The sequence below is a fragment of the Telluria beijingensis genome (genome assembly GCF_030770395.1).
Classification (GTDB): domain Bacteria; phylum Pseudomonadota; class Gammaproteobacteria; order Burkholderiales; family Burkholderiaceae_D; genus Telluria; species Telluria beijingensis.
The window spans coordinates 5,724,811-5,742,089 of the sequence record NZ_CP132480.1 but is presented as its reverse complement, the minus strand read 5'-3'; the positions used below and the strand labels follow the sequence as shown (position 1 = coordinate 5,742,089).

Here is a 17,279-nt window from a genome sequence, read left to right as displayed (position 1 = left end):
CAGCACGATCGCCCCCGCCACAGTCCCGTGTGATACGCAGAACCACTTACAGACGTCACGATCATATATTGGACAAATCCAGCGCCAGCCTTCACCCTGTTGCCATCATTGTTTTTCGACTTCCCTGGAGCAGCCCATGCCGACCTACCGTTCACATACCACCACCCAGGGCCGCAATATGGCCGGAGCCCGCGCGCTTTGGCGCGCCACCGGCATGAAGGATGGCGACTTCGACAAGCCGATCATCGCGGTCGTCAATTCCTTCACGCAATTCGTGCCCGGCCACGTGCACCTGAAGGACCTGGGCCAGCTGGTCGCGCGCGAGATCGAGGCGTCCGGCGGCGTGGCCAAGGAATTCAATACCATCGCGGTCGACGACGGCATCGCCATGGGCCATGGCGGCATGCTGTATTCGCTGCCCTCGCGCGACCTGATCGCCGACTCGGTCGAGTACATGGTCAACGCCCACTGCGCCGACGCCATGGTGTGCATCTCGAACTGCGACAAGATCACGCCCGGCATGCTGATGGCGGCGATGCGCCTGAACATCCCGACCGTGTTCGTGTCCGGTGGTCCGATGGAGGCCGGCAAGGTGGTCAAGGTCGTCAACAACGAGCGCAAGGTGATCAAGCTCGACCTGATCGACGCCATGATCAAGGCCGGCGACGCCAGCGTGTCCGACGCGGACGTGGCCGAGGTGGAACGCTCGGCCTGTCCGACCTGCGGTTCGTGTTCCGGCATGTTCACCGCCAATTCGATGAACTGCCTGACCGAGGCCCTGGGCCTGTCGTTGCCGGGCAACGGCACCATCGTCGCGACCCACGCCGACCGCAAGGAACTGTTTTTGCGCGCCGGGCGCCTGATCGTCGATGCGGCCAGGCGCCACTACGAAGGCGACGATTACTCGGTGCTGCCGCGCTCGATCGCCACCAAGGCCGCGTTCGAGAACGCGATGGCGCTCGACGTCTCGATGGGCGGCTCGACCAATACCGTGCTGCACCTGCTGGCCGCCGCCCACGAGGCCGAAGTCGAGTTCACGATGGCCGACATCGACCGCATCTCGCGCCTGGTGCCCTGCCTGTGCAAGGTGGCGCCGATGACCGACAAATTCCACATCGAGGACGTGCACCGCGCCGGCGGCATCCCCGCCATCCTGGGCGAACTGGCGCGCGCCGGCCTGCTCGACACTTCGCTGCCGACCGTGCACAGCCCGAGCATCGGCGCCGCGATCGCGAAATACGATATCAAGGTCAGCGACGATCCCGAGGTGCACCGCTGGTTCCGCGCGGCCCCGGGCGGCGTGCCGACCCAGGTCGCGTTCTCGCAGTCCGAGCGCTACGAGCAGAATGACCTGGACCGCTCTAGCGGCTGCATCCGCGACCGCGAACACGCCTATTCGCAGGACGGCGGCCTGGCGGTCCTGTACGGCAATATCGCCGAGAAGGGCTGCATCGTGAAGACGGCCGGCGTGGACGAGAGCATCCTCAAGTTTTCGGGCAAGGCGCGCGTGTTCGAGAGCCAGGATGCGGCGGTGGAAGCGATCCTGGGCGATACCGTGCATGCGGGCGACGTCGTCATCATCCGCTACGAAGGCCCGAAAGGCGGTCCCGGCATGCAGGAAATGCTGTATCCGACCTCGTACATCAAGTCCAAGGGGCTTGGTAAAGCGTGCGCGCTGTTCACCGACGGGCGCTTCTCGGGCGGCTCGTCGGGGCTGGTGATCGGGCATGCTTCGCCGGAAGCGGCGGAAGGCGGCGCCATCGGGCTGGTGGAAGAAGGCGACCTGATCGACATCGACATCCCTTCAAGGACCATCAACCTGCGCGTGACGACCGAGGAGCTGGCGCACCGGCGCGCGGCGATGGAAGCGCGCGGTCGCGATGCCTGGCAGCCTGTCGATCGTGAGCGTTATGTGTCGCAGGCGCTGCAGGCGTATGCGGCGCTGACGACCTCGGCCGACCGGGGTGCAGTGCGGGATTTGTCGCAGTTGCGGCGTTAAAGCCCGCGCGTCCTCCACGTCGTCCCCGCGAAGGCGGGGACCCAAGTCATGCGTAGACCACATCATTCGATGTAAGTGGTTGCACGAGAAACTTGGATCCCCGCCTTCGCGGGGATAAACTTGCACCCTGCAGGGCGCAAAAAAAACGCTGCCGAGGCAGCGTTTTTTCTTGAACAGCCAGTGCTTAGTTACGCACGACTTTCTTGTACTCGTTGGTACGGGTATCGATCTCGATGGTGTCGTCCTGGCTGACAAACAGCGGCACCATGATGGTGTGCTGGTGGGCTTCGATCGCGTTTTCCAGCTTGGCTTCTTTCAGGACGTTGCCCGAAGTATTGCCCTTGACGGCCGGTTCCGAGTACACGATCTGGCGTGCGATGATGGTCGGCAGTTCGACCGAGATGGCCTTACCGTCGTAGAACACCGCTTCGCATTCCATACCGTCTTTCAGGTAGTGCAGCGCATCGCCCAGGTTTTCTTCTTCGATCTCGAACTGTTCGTAGTCGGCGTCCATGAAGACGTACAGCGGGTCGGCGAAGTACGAGTAGGTAACCGGCTTCTTGTCCAGCACGACCACGTCGAACTTGTCGTCGCCGCGGAACACGTTTTCCAGTGGAGCGTTGGTCAGAAGATTCTTCATCTTCCACTTGTAGGTGAAGCCCGTGCGGCTCGAGCCATTGACGTCGGAACGCAGCACGATGAACGGCTTTTCATCGACCATGATGATGTTGCCAACACGAATTTCTTTTGCGGGTTTCATAGGTATTTTACGTAAAAAGATAGTTGCATTAAATCATCGCGGGCTGGTGGGCCGAAGGCCTCGGAACCTGCGTTTGATCGTCGGAATCCGTAAGAAACTAACCGGCTATTATACTCGGTTTTCCTGGGCCTGCCCCAGCTCGCACACGAAATCGCGCAGCTTCGTCGCCAAATCGCCATGCGCCGTCACCTGCTCGCGCCACGCGTCGGCGCGGGCCGCGATGCGCGGCAACTCGGCTTCCAGTGCCCTCCAGGCTGCCCCCCAGTCGCCGACTGCCTGCGCACCATTCCAGCCGAGCATGAAGGCCTGCAGTGCCGGCAAGTCCTGCGCATAGACCTGGAGGAAAGCGCGCAGCTTCTTGTGGTGCAGGTGTTCATCCTGCGGATAGATGTGCCACACGAATGGACGCTCGGCCCATTGCGCGCGCACCCAGGAATCCTCGCCGCGCACGAAGTTGAGGTCGCAGGCCCACAGCAGCAGGTCGTAATCCGGCTGCGGCACGAAGGGCAGCACCCGCAGCGCGAGACTGCCGCGGGAGGCGTGCCCGCCCGCCAGCGCCGGGACGCCGAGGAAGGCCTCGACCTGGGCGCGCGCCACGCCTTCGGGCACCAGGCACAGGGTCGGCGTCGCGTCCGCTTCCCAGGCCCGCAACAGCTCGGCCACCGGCGCCTCCGGATAGCAGAACAGCGACACCTTGCGGTACGCCGCTTCTTGCGGCGGCACGCCGAAGCGTCCGAGGAAGGCGGCGGCCTGGGCCGGATCCTGCTGGAAGGCCTGGCGGCGCGCGTCGAGGCCGGCCTCGCGCAACAGGCCGCCGGTGCGCTCGTTAAATCCGGGAAAGAAGAAATGCTTGGTCAGCTTCAGCTGCGGGTGCATCGACGGCAGCCGGTGGCAGCCCTCGACCCAGTCCTCGGCCGTCAAGCCTTCGTAGTTGATCCACACCGGACGCGGGGTGCGCGCCGCCATCGCCTCGACCCAGGACGGCGGCAGCTCGCAGCCGAAGAACTCGATGACGGTGTCGGGGATGTCGGCCGCGGTGTAGACGCCGTCCTGGCCCTGCCAGTGGCGCACGGCGACGCCCTGCACCACTTGCCGCGCGGCCTGCGGATCGACGTCCGGGCAGATGCGCCGAAAACTCGCCAGGTCGTCCACCCACAGCGTGACCGCGAAGCCGTGCTCGTGGCACAGCTGGCGCGCCAGGCGCCAGCAGATGCCGATGTCGCCGTAGTTGTCGACGACCTTGCAGAAGATGGCCAGCGACGGCGCGGAAGCGTTGAGGAGCATGGTGCGGGAAAGGCCGGTCGGGACCCAAGATGGCAGGGGCCGTCATTCTACCGCCATCCAATAAATTTCTACGAACACAGTGTAAGCCGCGAAGAAATACCGCTCTTTCTGGCACGCGTCTGCGATACCGCAATAAGCAAAAGTAAAGCGCGCCTCGACCGCCAGGAGGCAAAAACTTCGCCGGCGGCGCCCGGTCGAACGCCTACCTGCAGGGAAGGCGGCCTCGATGGCAGCCCTTCCTGCCCTTAGCGTCGCGCCGCCGGCCCAACCCTGGCGCGAACCATGTGAACACGGCCGATCGCGGCAGGCGCCAAGCGTTTCCTGCCTGGCGCGACTCGGCCGACTACCTGGAGGAGTTACCATGAACGAGTATCAACAAGCAGGCTATGGCGCACAACCATTCGTACCGCAACAGTTCGCACCGCAAGGCCTGTTTGGCGGCGCTTTCGGCGGGCCATTGGGCGGCCTGATCGGGCGCGGCATCGGTGGGCTGTTCAATAACCTGGGCCTGGGCGGCCGCATCGGCGAAGCGGCCGGCGGTCTTCTGGGCAGCATGTCGCCATTGTCGGCCGATCCATCGGGTGGCCTGGGCGGACAGCAGTTCGATCCGCAACAGATGCAGCAGTTGCAGCAACTGCAGCAGCTCCAGCAATTGCAGCAGCTCCAGCAATTGCAGCAGCTGCAGCAACAACAGCTGCAACAACAGCAGCTGCAACAGCAAGGCCAGCTGACCCCGCAAGGCGGCTTCTTCGGCAACCTGATCAGCACGATCGGCAAGCCCGCCGGCGCCCTGGTCGGCAGCCTGACCGGCAACCGCACGCTGGGCAACATCATCAGCGAAGGCTCCAGGTTCGGCCGCCTGGTGCCGTTCGGCGCCGAGGCGCAAGACCCGCAGCAAGCCCTGCAGCAGCAGCCGTCGCCGCTGGCACAGCTGCAGCAGCTGCAAGTCCTGCAACAGCAGCTGCAGCAGATGTTGCAGCAAGTCCAGCAACAGCAGGCGGTGCTGCAACAGGTGGCCCAGCAAGGCGGCCAGCAGGGTCAGATGGCGCCGCAGGGCTGGATCGGCAACGCCATCACCCAATACGCGCGTCCGGTCGGCGGCTTCATCGGCGAGCAACTCGGCAACCAGGGCCTGGGCGCCGCGATCGGCAATGTCGCCAGCCATCTGGGCCGCTACGTGCCGCTGTCGGTCGATCCGTATAGCCAGCAGCAATATGGGGGCCAGCCATTACCGTATGGCGGGCAGCAGCAGTTCGGCGGCCAGCAAACCGTGCACTAATCGCTAACCGATCACCTGCCGGCCGCTGCCTGGCACACACCAGCGGTGGCCGGCATTCAGGAGCTCCGCCATGCCGGCATCCCTGCCTCCCACGCTCGGCCGCTACATCGTGCGCGCCGCCAGCGACGACAACGCGCTTGCCCAATTTCTCTCGACCCTGGGCGCCGAACCCGGCGTGCAGCTGGTCGACATCATCGGCCCCTCGTCCGGGCCGCCGCACACGGCCGTCGTCGAGACCGACGCGCCGACCGCCGAGCGGCTGCGGCAACAGACCCTTCACCAGTTAACGATCGAACCGGACCAGCCGCTGTCGCTCTACGACTGAGCGGCTCCGGGCAAAGGACACGATATGCCAAAACATACGAAAAGCGCCGCCGGCGAAGCCCAGGAGACGCCCGACGCCACCCCTGCCACCGGCGGCAACGGGAGCAAGCGCACCGCGGCCGAGGGCGCCAGGGACAGCGGCGCGGATAGCGCCGCCGCCAGCGCCGCCGCCATCGCGCGCGGCCGCCCCGTCGCCGAGCGCAAGAAGAAGTACCTGGTCGCTCCGCGCACGGCGCCCGGCGGCGCCTTCGGCGTCAGCAGCTGGGCCGCTCCGCTGGGCCTGTCGGCCGTGCAGCAGGCGCTGAACGCCCTGCCCGACATCGACGTGGTCGACACCATCGCCACCCGCGGCGGCATGGCGCCGGCCGGCTTCGGCCCCGCGTCCATGGGCGACGCGACCGATGGCGTCGTGGTGGCGCGCATGACCGACCAGAAAGCCGGCGAACTGCTGCAGCGCGGCCAGGGCCAGTTGCTGGTCGAGCGCGACCAGCACCTCGAACTGCTCGACCCGATGCTGCGCCGCCCCGACCTGGTCAGTTCGCTGACGCCCTACCAGGGGCCGCAGGCCGAGCTGTTGCTGGCCGTGGTCGGCAGCGGCGGCGCGCCGCTGCCCGAGGTCGAGGTCTCGCTGTTCGGCGGCGCACTGCCCAGTACGGCCGTCACCGGGCCGGACGGCGTCGCCCGCCTGCGCCTGTACGGCGAAGATGCGCACACGATCAGCGGCCTCTACGTCAAGCCGCGCACCGATTACTGGAGCCTCTACCAGCGCGACCCCGACCTGAGCCTGGACGAACCGAACGTCGTCATGCTGCGTCCGCTGGCCGACTGGCCGGCGCTGCGCGGCATGCCGCAGCAGTCCGCCATGGGCTGGGGCGCGCGCGCCATGCGGCTCGACCAGGTGCCGCAGCAATTCCGCGGCCGCGGCGTCAAGGTTGCCGTCATCGATTCCGGCGCCGCCACCACGCACGACAACCTCAACCAGATCCGCGCCGGCTTCGACGTCATCAACAAGAAAGTCGACCGCTCCACCTGGAACGTCGATACGCTCGGACACGGCTCGCACTGCGCGGGCGTGATCGCAGCGGCCGATCCGGCCTGGGGCATCCGCGGCTTCGCGCCCGAGGCCGAGATCCACGTCTGCAAGCTGTTCCCCGGCGGCCAGGTCAGCCAGCTGATCGATGCGCTCGAATACTGCATCGAGCAAGGCATCGACGTCGTCAACATGAGCCTGGGCGGATCCTCGCCTTCCGAGGCGCTGGAGCGGCAGATCGTGCGCGCCAAGCAGGCCGGCGTCGCCTGCATCGCCGCCGCCGGCAACTCGGCCGCGGCCGTCCAGTACCCGGGATCGTCGCCGCACGTGCTGGCGGTGGCGGCGATCGGCAAGATCGGGGAGTTTCCGCCAGATAGCTATCACGCCGAAACCATCGGTAGCGACGTCGATATGCAAGGCTACTTCACGGCCAGGTTCAGCTGCTTCGGTCCGCAGGTCGACGTTTGCGCACCGGGCGTGGCCGTGGTGTCGTCGGTGCCGCCCAATAACTTCGCGGCCTGGGACGGCACCTCGATGGCAGCGCCCCACGTCACCGGCCTGGCCGCCCTGGTGCTGGCGCACCGGCCCGAATTCCAGTCCATGGCGCTGCCGCGCTCGCCAGAACGGGTCGAGCGCCTGTTCCAAGTCTTGCGCATGAGCGCGCGTCCCGTCACGCTGAGCGATCCGAACCGGATCGGCTACGGCTTGCCGGATGCCCTGGTGGCGCTGGGCTTGCCGGTGGCGCAGCCTGGAATGGCGTGGCAGGCTGTGAGCGCCGGGTTCGGCATTCCGGCAGGCATGTTTGCCGCGGCGCTGGGCGATGGGGCGCGCATGGGGATGGGGATGGGGATGGGCGTTGGCACGGGACCAGCCGGCACGAACGCGCCTGGACAGGCAGTCGCCATGCAGTATCCATTTGGCGGATTGCGGCCTTCCGGATGGTGACGGCGGCCGGCATCCATGACAAAGGATGCGCGGCACGGACGCGCAGAACAAAAAAAACCGGAGCCCCACTCGCGTGGCCGGCTCCGGCTTTCTGTCTGGCGTCCCCACGGGGATTCGAACCCCGGTACTCACCGTGAAAGGGTGATGTCCTAGGCCTCTAGACGATGGGGACCTAAAACTGTATTGCTGCTACTTTACTGCCGAACCGCTCAAGCCGTATGGCCTGAATATACCAGCACAATAGAAAAACCGGAGCACCTCTCCGCGCATGCGCGTTGGTCTACTCCGGTTTTAAGCTGGCGTCCCCACGGGGATTCGAACCCCGGTACTCACCGTGAAAGGGTGATGTCCTAGGCCTCTAGACGATGGGGACCTAAAACTGCACAAAACTTAAACTACCGACTCCCTTGCATGCGCCGCCGCTGGCGCGGCGCAGTGCCAAATTCTTGGCGTCCCCACGGGGATTCGAACCCCGTACTCACCGTGAAAGGGTGATGTCCTAGGCCTCTAGACGATGGGGACCTAAAACTGCACAAAACTTAAACTACCGACTACCTTGCATGCGCCGCCGCTGGCGCGGCGCATTGCCAAATTCTTGGCGTCCCCACGGGGATTCGAACCCCGGTACTCACCGTGAAAGGGTGATGTCCTAGGCCTCTAGACGATGGGGACCTAAACCTGCCCAACCCTTAAACTACCGACTACCTTGCATGCGCCGCCGCTGGGGCGGCGCATTGCCAAATTCTTGGCGTCCCCACGGGGAATCGAACCCCGGTACTCACCGTGAAAGGGTGATGTCCTAGGCCTCTAGACGATAGGGACCCTAGTAACTTCCAAAACTGCTTGCTGTTTTCCATCGTGGTGGAGGTAAGCGGGATCGAACCGCTGACCTCTTGCATGCCATGCAAGCGCTCTCCCAGCTGAGCTATACCCCCTACGAGAAAACAACATTTTACTACACTGCTACTGCTTCGACTAGTGCCGCTTGCGCTGCCTTCGTCCGGTCATCCTTGCCAGTTACCTGGCGTCCCCACGGGGATTCGAACCCCGGTACTCACCGTGAAAGGGTGATGTCCTAGGCCTCTAGACGATAGGGACCGGGAACAACCGTTTGCTGCTTTTACTGCTCTACTACCTTACTGCCACTTCAGAGTTGGTGGAGGTAAGCGGGATCGAACCGCTGACCTCTTGCATGCCATGCAAGCGCTCTCCCAGCTGAGCTATACCCCCGCAGCGCTGAAGTGCGAGCATTATATAGGACGACCTTGCATTTCGCAAAGTCCGTTTTTAGCGTTTGTGCAGGACTTCATTTGGCGGCCGATATATTGCTTAGACGCTTTAAACGTCTATACCGTGTTCATCTACATTTCGATGGACGGCTCGTGATTCGGTCCACTGGATCGAATCACTCTACGCGGTGGTGGGGTGGACGGCTCTGCCGTCCACGCGGTGATGGTTGGCAGCCAGATCATCCGGCGCGAAAGCGGAGCCGATAACTATCACCGCGTGGACGGCGAAGCCGTCCACGCTACACATCACTCACGACCTCCGAATTACAGCCCCTTCTGCACCCGCGCCAGCACGACCTCGCGGCCGAACAGCTCCAGCACCGCGTCGATCGCCGGCGTCTGCAGCTGGCCCGTCAACAGCAGGCGCAGCGGCATGGCCAGTTGCGGCATCTTGAGGCTGTGGGCGGCCAGCACTTCCTTCATCATGGCCGCCAGCGCCGCCTTGTTCCACTCCACCGTGGCGCAGCGTTCGGCGAAGGTCGCCAGCGCGGCGCGCACGGCCTCGGTCAGGTGCAGGGCCAGCAGCTCTGGATCCGGTTGCGGATCGCGGTAGAACAGCATGGCCGCATCGGCCAGCTCGTTGATCGTGTTGACCCGCTCCTTCATCAGGCCCAGCACGGTCGGCAAGGCCGGGGCGCCGTCGAAGCGCGCGCCGTCGCGTTCCAGCTTCGCGAGCGCCAGCTGCGCCAGGCGTTCGTTGTCGGTCTGCTTGATATAGTGGTTGTTCAGCCAGCCCAGCTTTTCGGGATTGAACTGCGCCGCCGACGCGGTCAGGTGCTCCAGGTTGAACCACTCGGTGAACTGCTGCATCGAGAAGATCTCATCGTCGCCGTGGCTCCAGCCCAGGCGCGCCAGGTAGTTCAACATCGCTTCCGGCAGATAGCCCTGCTCCGGGTATTCCATCACGCTCACCGCGCCGTGGCGCTTGGACAGCTTCTGGCCGTCGGCGCCCAGGATCATCGGCAGGTGGCCGTACTGCGGCAGCTCGGCGCCGAGCGCGCGCAGGATGTTGATCTGGCGCGGGGTATTGTTCACGTGGTCGTCGCCGCGCAGCACGTGGGTGATCTGCATGTCCCAGTCGTCGACCGCGACGCAGAAGTTATAGGTCGGGGTGCCGTCGGGACGCGCGATGACCAGGTCGTCCAGCTCCTTGTTGCCGATCGTGATCGGACCCTTGACCACGTCGACCCAGGTCACTTCGCCATCGAGCGGATTCTTGAAACGGACGACCGGCTTGACGCCTTCCGGCACGGCGGGCAGGGTCTTGCCGGGTTCAGGACGCCAGGTGCCGTCGTAGCGCGGCTTCTCGCCGGCCGCGCGCATGCGCTCGCGCATCGCCTCGACTTCTTCGGGAGAGCAGTAGCACAGGTAGGCAGTGCCGGCGTCCAGCATGCCCTTGACCACCTCGCGGTAGCGGTCCATGCGCTGCATCTGGTAGAACGGGCCTTCGTCGTGCTCCAGGCCCAGCCACTTCATGCCGTCCAGGATCGCCTGCACCGCCTCGGGCGTCGAGCGTTCGAGGTCGGTATCCTCGATGCGCAGGATGAAGGTGCCGCCGAAGTGGCGGGCATAGGCCCAGGAATACAGCGCGGTGCGCGCGCCGCCGAGGTGGAGGTAGCCGGTCGGGCTGGGAGCGAAACGGGTGCGGACGGTCATGGCGGAAAGCAATCAGGTAAAAGGCGTATTCTACCCCGTTGCCCTGCCCGCGGCAGCATCGCTCAAGCGCCCGCCACGCCTGCTTCTGGCGCCCCCGCCGCCCGCCGCGCGTCGAGATAGGCGGCCAGCAGGGCCACCGTCTGGTATTCATATAACAGCTCGGCATTGACCGTCATCCCGGTCTGGCGTTCGAGCTCCAGCGCCACCGGCAGCGCCGACAGCGAGTCCAGCCCCACTTCGGCGAAGGGCTGGTCGTCGCCCAGCGTCTCGACGCCGCCATCCAGGCCGCACAGCAGGCAGCGCCGCACCAGGGCCCGTGTATCGTCCAGCTCCGCCGCCGGCGCGGCCGGCGCCACTGGCTGCGCCGGGCCAGCTACGACGAGGAATATGATCGCACGATACTGAACAATTAATGAGGGTCAGAGTAGATTTATTGGGCAATTCCTTAAAGTTGTCAAAGAATTCGACTCTGACCCTAATTGGTGGGTAAGCGCCTTTTGAGAATATCAATGAGGGTCAAAGTCGAATTAACTGACAATATTCGAATGTTATCAAAGAATTCTACTCTGACCCTCATTGTTGAGAAATGGGGTGGGGGAAAGGTTAGCCGAGCCAGAGGCGGTAGCCGACGCCGGTTTCGGTGAGCAGGTGGCGGGGTTGGGTGGGGTCGGGTTCGAGTTTGTGGCGCAGGTGGCCCATGTAGATGCGCAGGTAGTGGCCGCTCTCGACGTGGCCCGGGCCCCAGACGGCGCGTAGGAGTTGGGGGGCTGTCATCACCCTTCCCGCGTTGGCGGCAAGCACCGACAGCAGGCGGTATTCGGTTGGGGTCAGGTGCACGTGGGCGCCGGCGCGGGTGACGGCGCGTGCTTGCGGGTCGATCGTTACCTCGCCGAAGCGGATCGTCTCGTCGCCGCCGGTGGCGGCCTTGCGCTGGCGGCGCAGGGTGGCGCGGACCCGGGCCAGCAACTCGCCGGTGCCGAAGGGCTTGGTCAGGTAGTCGTCGGCGCCGGCGTCGAGCGCGCGGATTTTTTCGGATTCGGCTACCCGCGCAGACAGCACGATAATCGGCACCGTCGACCATTTTCGTACGTCCTGGATGAAGTCGATGCCGTCGCCGTCGGGCAGGCCGAGGTCGAGCACCACCAGGTCCGGGCGGCGCGTGCCGGCGTCGATCAGGCCGCGCGCCATGCTCACCGACTCGTGCACCTGCCAGCCCTCCTGTTCCAGGGCCGCGCGCACGAAGCGGCGGATGTGCGGTTCGTCCTCGACCAGCAAGGCGCAGGGAGCGTCAGTCATCGTCTCTTTCCATTGAGAGCATGTCGAGCGCGGGGGGCGTGCCGGCCGGCAGCGCGAACACGAAAGCGGCGCCGCCCAGTGGCGAGGCGCAGGCGCGGATCGTGCCGCCGTGCGCCTCGACGATCGCGCGGCAGATCGCCAGGCCCAGGCCCACGCCGGGCAAGGCCGACTCGCGTTCGCCGCGCGTGAATTTTTCGAATACCGCTTCTTCGCTGCCAGGACGCAGGCCGGGGCCGTCGTCGCTGACCGTGACGTCGATCCAGGCGCCGCGCCGGGCGGCTTCGATCTCGATGCGCGAGCCGCTCGGCGTGTATTTTGCTGCATTCTCGACCAGGTTGCACAACACCCGCTCGATCAGCACCGCATCGAAGCGCACCAGCGGCAAATCCGGCGCCAGTCGCACCGCGACCACGTGCGCGCCCAGCGCGGCGCCGCAGGCGCGCAGCGCGCTGCCGACGACTTCTTCCAGCGCCTGCCACTCCAGGTTGAAGCGTACCTCGCCGCTCTCGATGCGCGCCATGTCGAGCAGGTTCGCCACCAGAGTGGCCATGCGCACCGCCTCATCGTGCAGCGACTGGGCCAGCGCCCGCGGCGCTTCCGCCAGTGACTCGCCCCTCAGCAGCGACTCGGACAGCCCGACCAGCGCCGTCAGCGGCGTGCGCAGGTCGTGCGACAGCGCCGCCAGCAGCGAGTTGCGCAGGCGTTCCGACTCCATGTTCACCAGGGCCGCCTGCGCCACCTCCACGTAATGCACGCGCTCGAGCGCGATCGCGGCCAGCGCCGCCAGCGCGTCGAGCTGGCGCCGCTGCTCCGGGACCAGCACCCAGCGCCCGCCCTCCGGTTCGATCGCCAGCACGCCGCGGGTGCGCATCGGCGCCACCAGCGGCAGGTAGAACAGGCCGCTGGCCGGCAAGGTGTCGGTGCCCAGACCGGCCGGCCGCGCATGGTCGAAGGCCCACTGCGCCACGCCTGGATCGACGTTCGGCGGCAGCGGCGCGGCCGGGCCGCCGTCGTCCGCCGGCGGCATGCCGAGCCGTCCGTCGGCATCCGGCACCAGCAGGGTGGCGCGCGCATTGAAAGCGTTCTGGATCACGGCGCGGCTCGATTCGAATACCTGCGAAGCCGCCAGCACGCCGGACAGTTCGCGCGCGAATTCGTACAGTGCGCGCACCCTGCGTTCGCGCCGGCTGGCTGCGCGCGCCTGGAAGCGCAGGCCGGCGGCCAGGTGGCCGGTGACCAGGCCCACTGCCAGCATCACCCCGAACGTGACCAGGTACTGCACGTCGGTGACGGCGAAATCGAAGCGCGGCGGCACGAAGAAGAAATCGAAGGCGGCCACGCCGACGCAGGTGGCGGTGACCGATGGCGCGCGTCCGAACCGGATCGCCGTCAATAGCACCACCAGCAGGAACAGCATGACGATATTGACCGGATCGAGCCAGGGTCGCAGCGGCGTGGCCAGGATCGCGACCAGGATGCTGGCGCCGGCCGCCAGCGCATGGGGCAGCAGCGGCCGGCGTGGCCGCGCGCCGGCATCGGGCGCGGACGTGGCCACGGGTGCGGGCGGCACCGCCGGCTGGCCGATCTCGACCAGGTCGATGCCCGGCGCCTGGCGCGCGAGGCGGCGCGCCAGGCGCCTGCGCCACGGCGACCCGGCGCGGCCGAGCGCGATGCGCGACAGGTTGTGGTCGCGCGCGTATTCGATGGTGAGCGTGGCGACCTCGTCGCCGGACAGCACGGCCGTGGTGGCGCCCAGGTCTTGCGCCAGCGCCAGCGTGTCCATGATGCGCTGGCGCGCGCCATCGGGCAGTCGCGCCAGGCGCGGGGTCTCGACGTACACCGCATGCCAGCCGGCGCCGAGCTGGGACGCCATGCGCGCGCCACTCCTCACCACGTGCTCGGCATGTGCGCCGGGGCCGACGCACACCAGCAGGCCGGCGCCGGTCTTCCAGATCACCTCGACCGACTGCGCCTCGCGCCAGGCGCGCACGTCGCCCTCGACCCGGTCGGCGGTGCGGCGCAGCGCCAGTTCGCGCAACGCAATCAGGTTGCCCTTCTTGAAGAAGTTGCCGGCCGCCCGTTCGGCCTGTTGCGGATGGTAGACCTTGCCCTCTTTCAGGCGCGCCAGCAGCGCATCCGCCGGAAGGTCGACCAGGATCACCTCGTCGGCGGCGTCAAACACGCGGTCAGGTACAGTCTCGCTCACGCGGATGCCGGCAATGCCGCCGACCACGTCGTTCAGGCTTTCCAGGTGCTGGACGTTGACCGTGGTGAGCACGTCGATGCCGGCGTCGAGCAGCTCTTCGACGTCTTGCCAGCGCTTGGGATGGCGCGAGCCGGGGGCATTGGAATGCGCCAGCTCGTCGACCAGGATGACGCCGGGGGCGCGCGCGAGCGCGGCGTCGAGGTCGAATTCATCGAGCTGGCGGCCGCGGTGATCGACGCGGCGCCGCGGCAGCAGCTCGAGGCCGTCGAGCAGGCGCGCCGTCTCGGCCCGGCCGTGGGTTTCGATCACGCCGACCAGCGGCGCCTTGCCTTCCGCCTGCAGCTTGCGCGCCTCTTGCAGCATGGCGTAGGTCTTGCCGACGCCGGCCGAGGCGCCGAAATAGATGCGCAGCCGGCCGCGCGCGGCGCGCCGCTCGTCCGCGCGCATCTGGGCAAGCAGGGCGTCGGGATCGGGTCGCTGTGGATCGTGCGGCATGGTTCAGCGAGTATGCCCGCTTTCACCGTCCAGCGCCATGTTCAGCGCCAGCACGTTCACGCGCGGCTCGCCGAACAGACCCAGGAAAGGCCGCTCGGTATGCGTTTCGACCAGGGCATTGACCTCCTCGGCCGGCAGTTGACGCGCGCGCGCCACCCGCGCCGCCTGGTAGCGCGCGGCCGCCACGCTGATCTCGGGATCGAGGCCGCTGGCCGACGCCGTCACCAGGTCGACCGGCACCGGCGCCGTATTGGCCGGATCGAGGGCGCGCAGCGCCGCGATTCGCGCCTTGACGGCTTCCTGCAATGCGGGGTTGAGCGGGCCCTGGTTCGAGCCGCCCGAGCCGCCGCCGTTGTTGGCCATCGGCGCGGTGGCCGAGGGACGGCCCCAGAAATAGCCGGGCGCAGTGAACGGCTGGCCGATCAGGCGCGAGCCAACCACCTGGCCATCGCGCTCGACCAGGCTGCCATTGGCCTGCGCCGGAAACGCGGCCTGGGCCACGCCGGTGACCAGCAGCGGATACAGCACGCCGCAGGCCAGGGTAAGCGCCGCGAACAGCACCAGCGCGGGGCGAAGAATCGATTGCATGCGAACTCCTTAGGTCAGGTTGAGGGCGACGAGCGCCATGTCGATCAGCTTGATGCCGGCGAACGGCAGCAGCAGGCCGCCGAGGCCATAGACCAGCATGTTCCGGCGCAGCAGCGCGGCCGCGCCGATCGCGCGGTAGCGCACGCCGCGCAGCGCCAGCGGGATCAGGAACACGATGATCAGGGCGTTGAAGATCACGGCCGACATGATGGCGGACGCCGGACTGGCCAGCTGCATCACGTTCAGCGCCTCCAGGGCCGGGTAGGTGGCCAAGAACATCGCCGGCACGATCGCGAAATACTTGGCGATGTCGTTCGAGATCGAGAAGGTGGTCAGCGCGCCGCGCGTCATCAGCATCTGCTTGCCGATCTCGACGATCTCGAGCAGCTTGGTCGGGTTCGAATCCAGGTCGACCATATTGCCGGCTTCCTTGGCCGCCTGGGTGCCCGAGTTCATGGCCACCGCGACGTCGGCCTGGGCCAGCGCCGGCGCGTCGTTGGTGCCGTCGCCGGTCATCGCCACCAGCTTGCCTTCGGCTTGATAGCGGCGGATCAGGGCCAGTTTTTCTTCCGGCGTCGCTTCGGCGATGAAGTCGTCGACGCCCGCCTCGGCCGCGATCGCCGCCGCCGTCAGCTTGTTGTCGCCGGTGACCATCACGGTCTTGACGCCCATGCGGCGCAATTCGGCGAAGCGCTCGCGGATGCCGCCTTTGACCACGTCCTTGAGTTCGACCACGCCCACCACGCGGCTACCGTCGGCCACCACCAGCGGCGTGCTGCCGCGGCGCGCGGCCTCGTCGACGCTGCGTTCGACGTCGCCCGGCCAGGGCGCGCCCAGCGCTTCGATGTGGCGGCGGATCGCCGAGGCCGCGCCCTTGCGAATTTGACGCGTGCCCAGATCCACGCCGCTCATGCGGGTCTGCGCGGTAAACGGCACGAACACCGCGCCCATGGCCTCCATCGCCCGCTCGCGGATATTGAAGCGGTTCTTGGCCAGCACCACGATGCTGCGTCCTTCCGGCGTGTCGTCCGCCAGCGACGCCAGCTGCGCCACGTCCGCCAGTTCTTCTTCCGTCGCGCCGAACGCCGGCAGGAAGGCGGCGGCCTGGCGGTTGCCGAAGGTGATGGTGCCGGTCTTGTCGAGCAGGAGCACGTCGACGTCGCCCGCCGCCTCCACCGCGCGGCCCGAGGTCGCGATCACATTGGCCTGCAACATGCGGCTCATGCCGGCCACGCCGATGGCCGACAGCAGGCCGCCGATGGTGGTCGGGATCAGGCATACCAGCAGCGCGACCAGCGCGGTCATGGTCACCGCCTGGCCGCTGCCCTGGGCGTCGACCGCGAAGATCGAGAACGGCAGCAGGGTCACGGTCACCACCAGGAACACGATGGTGAGCGCCACCAGCAGGATGGTCAGCGCGATCTCGTTCGGCGTCTTCTGGCGCGCCGCGCCTTCGACCATGCCGATCATGCGGTCGAGGAAGGTCTCGCCCGGATTCGCCGACACCCGCACCACCAGCCAGTCGGACAGCACCCGGGTGCCGCCGGTGACGGCGCAGAAGTCGCCGCCCGATTCGCGGATCACGGGCGCCGATTCGCCAGTGATGGCGCTCTCGTCGACCGAGGCCACGCCGTCGACCACTTCGCCGTCCACGGGGATGACGTCGCCGGCTTCGACCAGGAAGAACATCCCCTTGCGCAGCTCGGTGGAGACGCAGGCCTGCCACGGTGCGCCATGCTTCGGCTCATGCAGCCGCTTGGCGCTCACGCTCTGGCGCAGGCTGCGCAGCGAGGCTGCCTGCGCCTTGCTGCGGCCTTCGGCCAGGGCCTCGGCGAAGTTCGCGAACAGCACGGTGAACCACAGCCAGACGGCGGTGGCCAGGATGAAGCCGGCGGGGGCCTCGCCCTGCCCGGCCAGCGCCTGGCCCCAGAGCAGCGTCGTGACGATGCTGCCGATGTAGACCACGAACATCACCGGGCTGCGCAACTGGGTGCGCGGATGGAGCTTGCGCAAGGCGTCGACCGCTGCCGGCCATACCAGCGTCGAATCGAACAGGCTCAGGGAGCCGCGTGGCGCCTGGGTTGGATGTTGGGGAACAGATTGTTCCATCGAATTTTCCATCGAATTT

12 protein-coding genes and 8 tRNA genes are annotated in these 17,279 nt (G+C 66.7%); 4 read left to right on the top strand and 16 right to left on the bottom strand.

Annotation, left to right across the window (positions count from 1 at the left end; translation table 11 throughout):
* Positions 1–136: 136 nt before the first annotated feature.
* Complete coding sequence (gene ilvD / locus Q9246_RS25315) at positions 137–1,999, top strand: dihydroxy-acid dehydratase (protein WP_306394091.1); 1,863 nt, start codon at positions 137–139, stop codon at positions 1,997–1,999.
* Between the two features lie 184 nt (positions 2,000–2,183).
* Here ilvD and Q9246_RS25310 read toward each other — a convergent pair whose 3' ends face one another.
* Both Q9246_RS25310 and earP read right to left on the bottom strand, forming a co-directional pair.
* Positions 2,184–2,759, bottom strand: a complete 576-nt coding sequence (locus Q9246_RS25310) for an elongation factor P (protein WP_306394089.1) — start codon at positions 2,757–2,759, stop codon at positions 2,184–2,186.
* 108 nt (positions 2,760–2,867) lie between these two features.
* Positions 2,868–4,043: an elongation factor P maturation arginine rhamnosyltransferase EarP gene (earP, locus tag Q9246_RS25305; protein ID WP_306394087.1), complete on the bottom strand. Its 1,176-nt coding sequence runs from the start codon at positions 4,041–4,043 to the stop codon at positions 2,868–2,870.
* 361 nt (positions 4,044–4,404) lie between these two features.
* On the opposite strand from earP, the gene Q9246_RS25300 reads away from it, so the two are divergent.
* The 3 genes from Q9246_RS25300 (at position 4,405) to Q9246_RS25290 (ending at position 7,621) form a co-directional block, all read left to right on the top strand.
* Positions 4,405–5,322 carry a hypothetical protein gene (locus tag Q9246_RS25300; RefSeq protein WP_306394084.1) on the top strand — a complete coding sequence of 306 codons (918 nt, stop codon included), beginning with the start codon at positions 4,405–4,407 and terminating at the stop codon, positions 5,320–5,322.
* A 70-nt stretch (positions 5,323–5,392) separates the two neighbouring features.
* On the top strand, positions 5,393–5,647 hold the full coding sequence (locus tag Q9246_RS25295) for a hypothetical protein (protein ID WP_306394082.1): 255 nt from the start codon (positions 5,393–5,395) through the stop codon (positions 5,645–5,647).
* 24 nt (positions 5,648–5,671) lie between these two features.
* Complete coding sequence (locus Q9246_RS25290) at positions 5,672–7,621, top strand: S8 family serine peptidase (protein WP_306394080.1); 1,950 nt, start codon at positions 5,672–5,674, stop codon at positions 7,619–7,621.
* A 96-nt stretch (positions 7,622–7,717) separates the two neighbouring features.
* Here the strand turns inward: Q9246_RS25290 and Q9246_RS25285 are convergent.
* From Q9246_RS25285 to kdpB, 14 genes are all read right to left on the bottom strand, one after another.
* A tRNA-Glu gene (locus Q9246_RS25285) sits at positions 7,718–7,793 on the bottom strand.
* A 125-nt stretch (positions 7,794–7,918) separates the two neighbouring features.
* Positions 7,919–7,994, bottom strand: a tRNA-Glu gene (locus tag Q9246_RS25280).
* Between the two features lie 74 nt (positions 7,995–8,068).
* A tRNA-Glu gene (locus Q9246_RS25275) sits at positions 8,069–8,143 on the bottom strand.
* A gap of 74 nt (positions 8,144–8,217) precedes the next feature.
* Positions 8,218–8,293: transfer RNA gene (locus Q9246_RS25270), tRNA-Glu, on the bottom strand.
* A 74-nt stretch (positions 8,294–8,367) separates the two neighbouring features.
* Positions 8,368–8,443 (bottom strand) — tRNA-Glu (locus tag Q9246_RS25265).
* A gap of 37 nt (positions 8,444–8,480) precedes the next feature.
* A tRNA-Ala gene (locus Q9246_RS25260) sits at positions 8,481–8,556 on the bottom strand.
* 87 nt (positions 8,557–8,643) lie between these two features.
* A tRNA-Glu gene (locus Q9246_RS25255) sits at positions 8,644–8,719 on the bottom strand.
* A 56-nt stretch (positions 8,720–8,775) separates the two neighbouring features.
* Positions 8,776–8,851, bottom strand: a tRNA-Ala gene (locus Q9246_RS25250).
* A gap of 323 nt (positions 8,852–9,174) precedes the next feature.
* On the bottom strand, positions 9,175–10,566 hold the full coding sequence (gltX, locus tag Q9246_RS25245; protein WP_306394077.1) for a glutamate--tRNA ligase: 1,392 nt from the start codon (positions 10,564–10,566) through the stop codon (positions 9,175–9,177).
* Between the two features lie 62 nt (positions 10,567–10,628).
* Positions 10,629–10,922, bottom strand: a complete 294-nt coding sequence (locus Q9246_RS25240) for an acyl carrier protein (protein ID WP_306394075.1) — start codon at positions 10,920–10,922, stop codon at positions 10,629–10,631.
* Positions 10,923–11,169: 247 nt separating this feature from the next.
* Entirely contained in the window at positions 11,170–11,862 is a 693-nt protein-coding gene (gene kdpE / locus Q9246_RS25235; RefSeq protein ID WP_306394074.1) for a two-component system response regulator KdpE, read from the bottom strand.
* Positions 11,855–14,563, bottom strand: a complete 2,709-nt coding sequence (locus Q9246_RS25230; RefSeq protein ID WP_306394071.1) for a DUF4118 domain-containing protein — start codon at positions 14,561–14,563, stop codon at positions 11,855–11,857. The genes kdpE and Q9246_RS25230 overlap by 8 nt, the downstream gene beginning before the upstream one ends.
* A gap of 3 nt (positions 14,564–14,566) precedes the next feature.
* A complete protein-coding gene (kdpC, locus tag Q9246_RS25225; protein ID WP_306394069.1) occupies positions 14,567–15,151 on the bottom strand; it encodes a potassium-transporting ATPase subunit KdpC in 585 nt (194 codons plus the stop codon).
* Between the two features lie 9 nt (positions 15,152–15,160).
* On the bottom strand, positions 15,161–17,260 hold the full coding sequence (gene kdpB, locus Q9246_RS25220) for a potassium-transporting ATPase subunit KdpB (protein WP_306394067.1): 2,100 nt from the start codon (positions 17,258–17,260) through the stop codon (positions 15,161–15,163).
* Positions 17,261–17,279: the final 19 nt, after the last annotated feature.

Excerpts from the sequence above, each read along its gene's own strand:
- kdpE (WP_306394074.1), bottom strand. The coding sequence starts at position 11,862 with ATGACTGACGCTCCCTGCGCCTTGCTGGTCGAGGACGAACCGCACATC.
- Q9246_RS25300 (WP_306394084.1), top strand. The coding sequence starts at position 4,405 with ATGAACGAGTATCAACAAGCAGGCTATGGCGCACAACCATTCGTACCG.
- Q9246_RS25310 (WP_306394089.1), bottom strand. The coding sequence starts at position 2,759 with ATGAAACCCGCAAAAGAAATTCGTGTTGGCAACATCATCATGGTCGAT.
- ilvD (WP_306394091.1), top strand. The coding sequence starts at position 137 with ATGCCGACCTACCGTTCACATACCACCACCCAGGGCCGCAATATGGCC.
- Q9246_RS25290 (WP_306394080.1), top strand. The coding sequence starts at position 5,672 with ATGCCAAAACATACGAAAAGCGCCGCCGGCGAAGCCCAGGAGACGCCC.
- Q9246_RS25230 (WP_306394071.1), bottom strand. The coding sequence starts at position 14,563 with ATGCCGCACGATCCACAGCGACCCGATCCCGACGCCCTGCTTGCCCAG.
- gltX (WP_306394077.1), bottom strand. The coding sequence starts at position 10,566 with ATGACCGTCCGCACCCGTTTCGCTCCCAGCCCGACCGGCTACCTCCAC.
- kdpC (WP_306394069.1), bottom strand. The coding sequence starts at position 15,151 with ATGCAATCGATTCTTCGCCCCGCGCTGGTGCTGTTCGCGGCGCTTACC.
- kdpB (WP_306394067.1), bottom strand. The coding sequence starts at position 17,260 with ATGGAACAATCTGTTCCCCAACATCCAACCCAGGCGCCACGCGGCTCC.
- Q9246_RS25295 (WP_306394082.1), top strand. The coding sequence starts at position 5,393 with ATGCCGGCATCCCTGCCTCCCACGCTCGGCCGCTACATCGTGCGCGCC.
- earP (WP_306394087.1), bottom strand. The coding sequence starts at position 4,043 with ATGCTCCTCAACGCTTCCGCGCCGTCGCTGGCCATCTTCTGCAAGGTC.